This window comes from Frankia umida (assembly GCF_023242945.1).
GTDB lineage: Bacteria > Actinomycetota > Actinomycetes > Frankiales > Frankiaceae > Frankia > Frankia umida.
In genome coordinates, this window is sequence record NZ_JALKFT010000002.1 from 355,999 (window position 1) to 365,530 (window position 9,532).

9 protein-coding genes are annotated in these 9,532 nt (G+C 73.4%); 5 read left to right on the top strand and 4 right to left on the bottom strand.

Features of this window, described 5'->3' with window-relative positions:
* Positions 1 to 111: 111 nt before the first annotated feature.
* Positions 112 to 570 (top strand): formyltransferase family protein, encoded by a 459-nt coding sequence (purN, locus tag MXD59_RS03800; protein ID WP_248823427.1) that lies wholly within the window; start codon positions 112 to 114, stop codon positions 568 to 570.
* On the top strand, positions 567 to 2,219 hold the full coding sequence (purH, locus tag MXD59_RS03805) for a bifunctional phosphoribosylaminoimidazolecarboxamide formyltransferase/IMP cyclohydrolase (RefSeq protein ID WP_248823428.1): 1,653 nt from the start codon (positions 567 to 569) through the stop codon (positions 2,217 to 2,219). Before purN ends, purH begins: the two co-directional genes overlap by 4 nt.
* Before the next feature lie 75 nt (positions 2,220 to 2,294).
* On the opposite strand, the gene MXD59_RS03810 is transcribed toward purH, so the two are convergent.
* Complete coding sequence (locus MXD59_RS03810; protein ID WP_163547506.1) at positions 2,295 to 2,618, bottom strand: hypothetical protein; 324 nt, start codon at positions 2,616 to 2,618, stop codon at positions 2,295 to 2,297.
* A 168-nt stretch (positions 2,619 to 2,786) separates the two neighbouring features.
* The gene (locus tag MXD59_RS03815) at positions 2,787 to 3,413 is read right to left on the bottom strand and encodes an FHA domain-containing protein (protein ID WP_248823429.1); all 627 of its coding nucleotides are present in this window, start codon (positions 3,411 to 3,413) and stop codon (positions 2,787 to 2,789) included.
* 341 nt (positions 3,414 to 3,754) lie between these two features.
* Here MXD59_RS03815 and MXD59_RS03820 point away from each other — a divergent pair, with 341 nt between their 5' ends.
* On the top strand, positions 3,755 to 4,315 hold the full coding sequence (locus MXD59_RS03820; RefSeq protein WP_248823430.1) for a DUF3017 domain-containing protein: 561 nt from the start codon (positions 3,755 to 3,757) through the stop codon (positions 4,313 to 4,315).
* Between the two features lie 112 nt (positions 4,316 to 4,427).
* On the opposite strand, the gene MXD59_RS03825 is transcribed toward MXD59_RS03820, so the two are convergent.
* Positions 4,428 to 5,669: an NAD(P)/FAD-dependent oxidoreductase gene (locus tag MXD59_RS03825; protein WP_248823431.1), complete on the bottom strand. Its 1,242-nt coding sequence runs from the start codon at positions 5,667 to 5,669 to the stop codon at positions 4,428 to 4,430.
* Positions 5,670 to 5,975: 306 nt separating this feature from the next.
* Here MXD59_RS03825 and MXD59_RS03830 point away from each other — a divergent pair, with 306 nt between their 5' ends.
* Positions 5,976 to 6,821, top strand: a complete 846-nt coding sequence (locus MXD59_RS03830; protein ID WP_248823432.1) for a serine hydrolase domain-containing protein — start codon at positions 5,976 to 5,978, stop codon at positions 6,819 to 6,821.
* 383 nt (positions 6,822 to 7,204) lie between these two features.
* Entirely contained in the window at positions 7,205 to 7,843 is a 639-nt protein-coding gene (locus tag MXD59_RS03835; RefSeq protein WP_248823433.1) for a 2'-5' RNA ligase family protein, read from the top strand.
* On the opposite strand, the gene MXD59_RS03840 is transcribed toward MXD59_RS03835, so the two are convergent.
* Positions 7,813 to 9,324 carry a D-alanyl-D-alanine carboxypeptidase family protein gene (locus MXD59_RS03840; RefSeq protein ID WP_248823463.1) on the bottom strand — a complete coding sequence of 504 codons (1,512 nt, stop codon included), beginning with the start codon at positions 9,322 to 9,324 and terminating at the stop codon, positions 7,813 to 7,815. The two genes, MXD59_RS03835 and MXD59_RS03840, sit on opposite strands and share 31 nt — an antisense overlap.
* Positions 9,325 to 9,532: the final 208 nt, after the last annotated feature.

The following is a 9,532-nucleotide window of genomic DNA, read 5'->3' on the forward strand; positions in this document are numbered from 1 at the left end:
CCGCGCGCCCGCCGGGGGGGGGCCCGGGGGGGGGGGGGGCGGGGGGGGGGGGGGGCGCCCCCCCCCCCCCCCCACGACACCGGCGCGCAGCGACGGGCCGAGGCGTCCGGCGTGCCGGTGTTCACCGTCCGGCTCGAGGACCATGCCGACCGGGCGGCGTTCAACGCGGCCACCGCCGAGCGGATCGCCGGGTTCGCCCCGGATCTGCTGGTGCTCGCCGGCTACATGAAGATTCTCAGCCGGGAGGTCATCGCCCGGTTTCCCACGGTCAACACCCATCCGTCGCTGCTGCCAGCCTTCCCCGGTGCCCACGCCGTGCGGGACGCGCTGGCGGCCGGGGTGAAGGTGAGCGGAGTGACGGTGCACTGGGTCGACGAAGGAGTCGACACCGGTCCGATCATCGCCCAGCGCACCGTGCCGGTGGAGCCCGGGGACACCGAGGCGACGCTGCGGGATCGGATTCAGGGGGTCGAACGCGGCCTGTTTGTCACGACGATCGGTGCGATCGTGCGTTCGGGAGATCGGCCGGGTGCTGCGGTGGCCGGGGTTCACGTTCAGGAGGAGTCATGACGTCATCGGGTGAGAACGTGGCTGGCGACGGCGGCGCGGTGGGGGCGGCGGAGTCGGCCGAGGTGGTTCCCACCGGGCATCGGCCGCTGCGTCGCGCGCTGGTCAGCGTGTACGACAAGGCCGGGTTGGACGTGCTCGCCGCGGCGTTCCAGGCGGCCGGGGTCGAGGTGGTCTCCACCGGCTCGACCGCTGAGGTGCTGGCCCGCCACGGGCTGGCGGTGACACCGGTGAGCACGGTGACCGGCTTTCCGGAGGTGCTCGGCGGGCGGGTGAAGACGCTGCATCCCAGGGTGCACGCCGGTCTGCTCGCGGACCTGCGTAACGCCGAGCACGCGGCGACACTCGCCGAACTCGACATCGAGCCGTTCGATCTGGTCGTGGTGAACCTGTATCCGTTCGCGGCCACGGTCGCCAGCGGGGCCACCGAGGACGAGGCCGTCGAGCAGATCGACATCGGCGGCCCGGCGATGATCCGCGCGGCGGCGAAGAACCACGCGTCGGTCGCCGTCGTCGTCTCCCCGGACGACTACCCGGCGCTGGCCGAGGCCGTCCGCGACGGCGGCTACGACCTGACGGCCCGCCGTCGGCTGGCGGCCCGCGCGTTCGCGCACACGGCCGCCTACGACGTGGCGGTGTCGTCCTGGTTCGCCAGTGTCGTCGCGCCCGACGAGGTCGCGCGGGAGACGGGCTGGCCCGATGTGCTCTCGGCCCAGTGGCAGCGCAGCGATGTGCTCCGCTACGGCGAGAACCCGCACCAGCGGGCGGCGCTGTATGTCGAGGCCGGGCATCCCGGCAGCGTCGGCGGCGGTCTGGCCGCGGCCCGCCAGCTGCACGGTAAGCAGATGTCGTACAACAACTACACCGACACCGACGCGGCACGCCGGGCGGTGTACGACTTCACCGAGCCGGCCGTCGCCGTGATCAAGCACGCGAACCCGTGTGGGATCGCCGTGGGTGCCACGATCGCCGAGGCGCACCGCAAGGCGCACGCCTGCGACCCGGTGTCCGCGTTCGGCGGGGTGATCGCCACGAACCGGCCGGTGACCGTCGAGCTCGCCGAGCAGATCGCCGAGATCTTCACCGAGGTCGTCGTCGCGCCCGACTACGAGCCCGGCGCGGTCGAGATCCTGTCCCGCAAGCCGTCGATCCGGGTGCTGGAATGTCCGGCTCCGCCGCACCAGCGCGGCGTCGAACTGCGCCCGATCAGCGGTGGTCTGCTGCTGCAGTCACGGGATGCCGTGGAGGAGCCGGGCGACGAGCCGTCCGGTTGGACGCTGGAGGCCGGCGCGCCCGCCGACGACGCACTGCTCGCCGATCTGCGGTTCGCGTGGCGCGCGGTCCGCTCGGTGAAGTCGAACGCGATTCTGCTCGCCAGCGACGGCGCCACGGTCGGCGTGGGGATGGGGCAGGTCAACCGGGTGGACGCGGCCCGCCTGGCCGTGACCCGGGCCGGCGACCGGGCCAAGGGCGCGGTGGCGGCCAGCGACGCGTTCTTCCCGTTCCCCGACGGTTTCGAGGTGCTGGCCGAGGCCGGCGTGCGGGCGGTCGTCGAACCCGGTGGATCGGTACGCGACGAACTGGTCGTCGCCGCCGCGCGGGCGGCCGGGGTCACGCTCTACTTCAGCGGAGTGCGCCACTTCGCCCACTAGGCACGGTGGCGCCTGGCCGTGGGAGGGGGCGTGGTCGATCCGACCCGCCCCCTCCGCCGCCCGCGAGGGCGTCGGTCAGACGCCGGTGTTCGCCTCGGCGGCCGCCGAACCTCGACGTCCCCCGGACCCGCTGCCGTTCGTGGTGGTCGCCGCGGGAGTGGTCGCCGGGACCGTCCCGCCCGGCGTGTCCGTGGTCGGCACGTAACGCTGGGCGACCCAGTCCAGGGCGTCCCGCCAGCTGGCGCCGTAGAGCACCGAGATACGGTCGGCTGTCTGCCGGGCCAGAGCCTGCACGAACACGCGGTCGTCGCTGTCCAGATGCCGGGCGTCGCCGAAGGTCTCCCAGGCCCGGAACATCAGTTCCTGCAGCTTCTTGCTGTGTGGTGATTCGTCTGCCACGTCGAGCTCCTCCCAAATGGGCACCGCGGCCGGAAGTCTGCCCTAGGCATGCGGGTCGCCCTCAAGTGGGGGTACTCGCGGTTGTGTTCCCTATGGGTTCGCCTGGGTCAGTGAAAAGTCACATTCAGGCCATGTGATAGGGGCGCATTCGTGGCGTTCTACCTGGCCTCAGGCTGAATCCACCGGCTCCGGGCGGACCAGGCCGAGTCGCATCACCTCGTTGGCCAGTCGTCCGCGCCGGTTGGTCCCGGGGGCGATGTCGAACTTGCGGTAGAGCCGCAGCAGATGCTGCTTGACGGCGCCCTCGGTGACGACCAGATCCTGCGCCATCTGCCTGGTGGACAGCGGGATGACGAACACCCCCGGGGCGCCCGCCGAACGTGACAGGGCCCGCAGCACATCCCACTCCCGCCGGGTCAGGTCCGGGGGATCAGGTATCACGATTTCGGCGGTGTGGTCATGGCCCGACGGCCCGGCCGCGGTCTCGATCGCGAACTCGATCAGCGCCCGGGCGTCGTGGACGCGCACCCCGGCGGCGCCGAAGCGCAGGACGTCGCCGTCGTGCAGCACGCGCCGACCGACCGGCCGGCCGTTGACCTGGGTGCCGTTACGGGACAGACCCTGGTCCCAGACGTAGAGGTAGGGGCCGCGCCGGATGATTTCGGCATGCAGCCGGGACACGCTGGGATCGTCGAGGAGCACGTCCACTCCCGGTCCGCGACCCACCGTGGTGACCTCCGCGCACAGCGGAACGACCTCACCGGTGACCTCAATCCGAAGACTCGGCCCGTTCACGTTCTCCGACCTCGCTTTCCTGCGTGCGCGACAGCGTTGTTCGCGGCTTACCTCCCTGGGGTAATCCCCCACCAGTCGGCAGTAACACACCACCCGCGTCGATCTTCGCGTGGTCGTCAACGCGGGCCGGAAGGCGGCCCGGTGGCCGGTCGGGCGGCTATCGGGCCACGCTGTGGGCCAGGTCGGCCTACCGGCTGACCGCGCGGCCGGTCATGCTGGTTGGATAGGTCGCGCCGTCCAGTGGCATCGTGGCCGGGCGCTGCCATCCGTGGCGGTCTGTCCGGGTTCTGGCCGTGGGGATGGCATCTGCCGTGCAGGACCGGCGCCGGAGGTGGGCTGCGGTGGACTCAGGTGGCCACGACCGCGGCGGCAGCGGCTACCAGAGCCCCGAGGGGTCGGCGGTGCGTGCGCGGGCCGCTGCCTGGCCGCCCGGCGTCCCCGACAGCGATGCCGAGACGACCACCCCGGTGCGCACCTCACGGCGTCGACCGGCCGCCAGCTCGCCCGGCGTCGATCAGTCAGCGCGGGACCAGCGCCCGTCGCCCGGTGGGGATGTGCCCGGTGGGGATGCGCCCGGTGGGGATGCGCCCGGCGGTGGTACACGGCAGCGGCCGAGCCGTGGCTTCGGGCTGGTGGCCTGGTTGCGCCGGGAGGTGGTCTTCGCCGTCGTCCTGGTCGGCGTGGCCGGTGGGTTCGGGCTGGTCTCCCAGAACCGGTGGCGGCGAGGCCTGCTGCTGATCGGCGTCGTTCTGGTGGTGGCGGGCTGCGCCCGGCTGGCGTTGCCGGCGCGGCGGGTGGGCCTGCTCGCGGTGCGCGGCCGGGTGTTCGACACCCTGCTGCTGCTGGTGCTGGGCGGGGCGGTGATCGGGCTCACCACCGCCGTGCCCTACCTCGGCCCCTGAACGCCAGTGCGCACCGTGTGACGCATGGTCCCGGCGTGGGCCCGCCCGGCCGCCGCTGCCGGCCGCCGCCGGTCGCTGTCGCGACCTGCCGCCGCCCGCCGGGAGCGGACGATCAGCGCCGGCCGGCCACCGCGCGCCGCACGGCCAGGCGGGTCAGGGTGCTCGCCGGAATCGTGCCGCGGCCAAGTCCGAGTTCGACCAGCGAGTCGTACAGTTCGGTGCGGGTCCGGGCGGCCCGGGCGGCGGCGTCCATCATGGTGGCGCTGCGTCCGACCAGACCGGCGAGCAGCGTGGTGTGCCGCAGATGGCGGCCCAGTTCGGCGTCCAGCGATCGTCGGTAGAGCCGTCCGGCGCCGGCTGGCTGGCCCGCGCTGACAGCGGCCTGCCCGGCGAGCATTCCCGACAGCAGGGCGTAGTAGATGCCCTCTCCGGTCAGCGGGTTGATCAGGGACGCGGCGTCGCCGACGAGCAGGACCGGGCCGGACGGCTGGCGTGGTCGGTGGGTGGACAGCGGCAGATGGTGGGCCCGCAGGGTGTCCGGTTCGGCCGGGGTGCGCGGGAGCATTCTTTCCAGGGTGCGGTGCAGCACGGTCTTCGCGCTGGCACCGTCGTCTCCGGGGGCGAGCCGGGAGCGCAGCATCCCGTAGCCGATGTTCGCCCGTCCGTCGCCGATGGGGAACGACCAGGCGTAGGCGGGCCAGCCCTCGTCGGTCATGTGGATGAACAGCTCGGCCGGACCGTCCGTGGCGGGCAGCGCGGCGTACGCGCGCACGGCGATCGCCATCGACTCCGGTGGGTTGGCCACCAGGCCCAGGCCGCGACGCACGACCGAGTTCGCGCCGTCGGCACCGATGACCACCCGGGCGGCCAGCGTCCCGTTGACGACGACGACGGGTTCGCGTCCCCGCCCGTCGGGCCGCGGCCGCTCGGCGAACTCCAGGGTGCGTACCCGCCGCCGGATCAGCATGGCGCCACGCGCCCTGGCCGCGGCCATCAGCCGGGCGTCGAAGACCAGCCGGGGCACGACGTAACTGGCCCGACTGGACGGTGTGGCCACCTCGGCGCCGCCCGGTGTGCGCATCCGCATCCGTTCCACCGCCCGGTAGCCGGCGACGGCGTCGGTCACACCCAGGTCGCGCAGAACGTCGAGGCCGTGCGGTGCGATGCCGTCCCCACAGGTCTTGTCGCGGGGGAACGCCGCGGTATCGGCCACCACGACGTTCGCGTCGGGACGTTCCCGCAGGGCCGCCAGCGCCGCCGCGCAGCCGGCCGGACCGCCGCCGACGATCAGCACGTCGATCGTGCCGGTCGGGGCGTTCTCCGGTTCGTCGACGCGCACGATCGGGGTGGCCATGGTGATCGTGCCGGCGTCCTTGGCCGGGCCGGCCGGGCTGGTGGGGCTGGCCGGGCTGACCGCGGTGATCGAGCGGATATCCTCGCCCGAATCGGGCGAATTGGGCGAATTGGGCGAGCTGGGCGGACTCGATGAGCCCGATGAGCTTGACGACGACGGCGGGATCTGCACGATCGCCAGTCTCGCAGCCGCCCCCAGGGTGCGTGGCGAGCGCCCCGCGGCAGCCTTCGACCCGTCGGGTGAGCCCGCCGGATGGGCCCGTCCGGTCGGGCGAGTCCGGCCGGGAAACCTCGTACAGTGCGGGACGTGGACGCACTGGAACAGGTGGCGCGGTGGCCGGTCGAGACGGCCGCGGTCTGTGTGCTTCGGCGTGAGCCCGCCGGGGTGCGCGAACTCGGGCGGGTGGGCCCGGCCGACCATCCGTTTCGGCTGGCGTCGGTGTCGAAGCTGCTGACCGCCTACGCGGTGCTCATCGCGGTGGAGGAGGGGGCGATCGGCCTGGACGATCCGGCCGGGCCCCCGTCATCCACGGTGGCGCATCTGCTCGCGCACGCGTCCGGGCTCGAGTTCGGTGGTGAGCGGGCGCTGGCCGCCCCGGGAACCAGGCGGATCTACTCGAACACCGGCATCGAGCGGCTCGGCGAGGCTGTCACCGCGGCCACCGGGATCGCGTTCGCCGACTACCTGACCGAGGCGGTGTTCGACCCGCTGGGGATGGCCGGCGCCCAGCTGACCGGCTCGCCGGCCCACGGTGTGCACGCCACCCTGGACGACCTGCGCCGATTCGCCGCGGAACTACTCGCTCCCACCCTGCTCTCGGTAGGCATGGTCGCCACCGCCACCTCGGTCGCCTTTCCCGGGCTGTCCGGGGTGCTGCCCGGTTTCGGTCGCCACGAGCCGAACGACTGGGGTCTGGGTTTCGAGATCCGTGGACACAAGCAGCCGCACTGGACCGGGCGCACCAACGCGCCCGACACGTTCGGTCACTTCGGTCAGGGCGGCTCGTTCCTGTGGGTGGATCCCGCGGCCGGCCTCAGCTGCGTTGCTCTGAGTGACCGCGACTTCGGTGACTGGGCCCGTGCGGCGTGGCCACCCCTGGCGGATGACATCGTCGCCGCGGGCCGCGTACCAGCGGCGGATTCGGCGTTGTGACCGTCCGCGACGGTCAGCCGGTGTGGCCGTCGCAGGGGGACGTACGGGACGTCCAGTGCGTTTGACCAGTTCGAGATGGACGTGTTGCCCAGTTTTCGGATGGTCCGCGCGGGCGGGCCGCCTGGTCCGGCAGTCCGCGGGTGACGGACCGCCTCGGTGGGCCATGATGTCGGCATGCAACCTTGCCGACACCGATCCCGCCGGCCGGCCATCGATCCCCCACCCGCGTGGATGCCTACACGCAGGGTGACGGCGCTCGGGGTGCAACCTGGCGGGGTCGACCGTGCCGTGCTGTCGGTCGCATGAACGGATACCCGGTTCCGGTGCCAGTGACGGGCAGCGACGCCGTACGAGCCCAGGACGCCGCACGGGCCCAGTCTGCGATGACCACCACCGTCCGGGCGGCGGACCCGTTCCGCACGTCCGAGGCGGCGGGTCTGGCCGACATCGGCGTGGCGATCGGCATCCCCGAGCCCTACCGAACCCAGCTGCAGGACTGGCGGGAGCGTCTCGGTGACCCCAACGCCGCGTTGATCGTCCCGCATGTGACGCTGCTTGGCCCGACCACGGTCCGCGTCGCCGACCTGCCGGCGATCGAGACGCACCTCGCCCGCGCCGCCGGGACACCCGAGCCGTTCACGATCTTGCTGCGTGGGTCGGGGACGTTCCGCCCGCTGTCACCGGTGGTGTTCGTCGCGGTGGTGGCCGGTGCGACGCAGTGCGCGAGCCTGGCGGCCGCGGTGCGTTCCGGCCCGCTGGAGCGGCCCCTGACCTTCGACTACCACCCGCATGTCACGGTCGCGCACGACATCCCCGCGGACGGCCTCGATCGTGCCTACGCGGCGCTCGCCGAGTACCAGGCCCGGTTCGAGGTCGGCGGGTTCGGTCTCTACCGGCGCGGCGCCGACCAACGGTGGCGGCCCCTGCGGTTCTTCGCGTTCGGTGCGCCGGGGACCGAGGTCGGGGCCGGGTCCGAGGAGGAGACGCGGGCTCAGGAGCGCCGGCGCCGGGGCTCCTCGTAGGTCCGCTCCCGCGGTGGTTCGCGCGGCAGGTCGTAGTACAGCTCGTCGGTGTGGGCCTCCCCGCGTCCGGCGGGATCGGGATGCGGGTGCGCGGGGGCGGGCGCGGGGACGGGTGGCCGGCGGACCGGAGCGGTGGACCGATCGATGGGTCGGCCCGTCGACGTGCGTCCGAGACGACGGTCGGTGGCCTGGTGGTCGGGACGGTAACCGGGTCGGTTCGGGTGTCGCTCGCGTGACAGCGGTGGTCGTTCGACCCGCCCGGGCCGGACGCCGCCGTCGTCCTGCGCGGCGAACCGGGCCCGCATCGCCGCCGCCCGGGCCGCCCGGGCCCGCCGGGTCCGCCGGCCGAGCCGTCGAGTGGCGATGGTGAGCAGGAGGGCGGCCACGGTCAGGCACACCGCGATCCAGGTGGTCGGGCCGATGCCGTGCAGGATGCCGCCGTGCTCGTCCACTTTCGGCGCCGGCAGGGAGTCGGCCCTGGGTGCCGTCCGGGCCGCCGCGCCCGCGGGCCCCGCGTCGGCCGCGCCCGCGGCCAGCCCGGTCGCGGCGTCCGGCAGGTAGCCGACCGGGGTGATCTGGCTCCCGTGGGCGAAACCCCAGTCGAGCAGGGCGCGTGCGTCGCGGTCGAACTCGGGCGCGGTGCGCAGCAGGGCGACGACGAGGGTGCGGCCCGCGCGGGTGGCGGCGCCCACGAAGGTCGCCCCGGCGGCGACCGTGTAGCCGTTCTTCACCCCGATGGTGCCTTCGTACCGGTTGAGCAGCAGATTGTGGTTCTGGATCTCGAAACGCTGGTCGCCCCGGCCGGGCAGGGACGCGCGCGGGACCGTCAGGTACGGGCGTACGGACGGCTCGTGGATCGCGGCCCGCCCCAGCACGGCCAGATCATGGACGCTGGTCAGCTGGCCGGGGCTGTCCAGCCCGGTCGGGTCGCCGGCGACGGTGTCGTGGGCGCCGAGCGAGCCGGCGAGGGTGTTCATCCGCGCCAGCACCGCCGCCGGCCCGCCGTCCGCGTCGACGAGCGCCACGGTCGCGTCGTTGCCGCTGGAGATCAGCATCGCGGTGGCGAGGTCGCGCACGGAGTAGCCGACTCCGGGCACGAGCCCCACCTTGGTGCCATCCACCTGGGACGAGTCCGGCCCGACGGTGACGACCTGGTCCGGCGGCAGGCTCGGCAGAATCGTCAGGGCAGTGAGGATCTTCATGGTGCTGGCGGGCATGTCCCGGTCATGCAGATGCGACGCGGCGAGAATCGCCCCGCTGTCGGCATCCGCGACCACCCAGTCCTTGGCGGTCAGGTTCGCCGGCGGGGCGGCCGCGTCGCCCGTGCGCAGCGGGGTCACCGCGGGCGCGGCTGGTGCCGGAGCGGGCGCCGCCGACACCGGCGTGCACAGCGTCAGCGCGAGCAGCGCACCGGCGGCGAGCAGGGCCGGGACGCGACGTTTCGCGCCGCGTCCCGTACGCGACGTGCGGCTCGCTCTCACTGCCAAAGAGGAGGCAGGATGAGAGTGATACGACCGGCCGGCACGCACCTACTGGACGCTACTGGTTTGAGCCGGCCCGCATCGGGCAGTCGGCCGACGTGTCGCGGACGGGTGCCCACCGGCGGCTAATCCCCCGTTACCTTCTTGGTGGCCCCGCAACGGGGCTCCCGGCCTCCGGACCTGGCATGACTTGAGCCCCTCGTCGGTC

Coding starts and splice junctions, on each gene's coding strand:
- MXD59_RS03825 (WP_248823431.1), bottom strand. CDS start 5,669: ATGGCCACCCCGATCGTGCGCGTCGACGAACCGGAGAACGCCCCGACC.
- MXD59_RS03835 (WP_248823433.1), top strand. CDS start 7,205: ATGACCACCACCGTCCGGGCGGCGGACCCGTTCCGCACGTCCGAGGCG.
- purH (WP_248823428.1), top strand. CDS start 567: ATGACGTCATCGGGTGAGAACGTGGCTGGCGACGGCGGCGCGGTGGGG.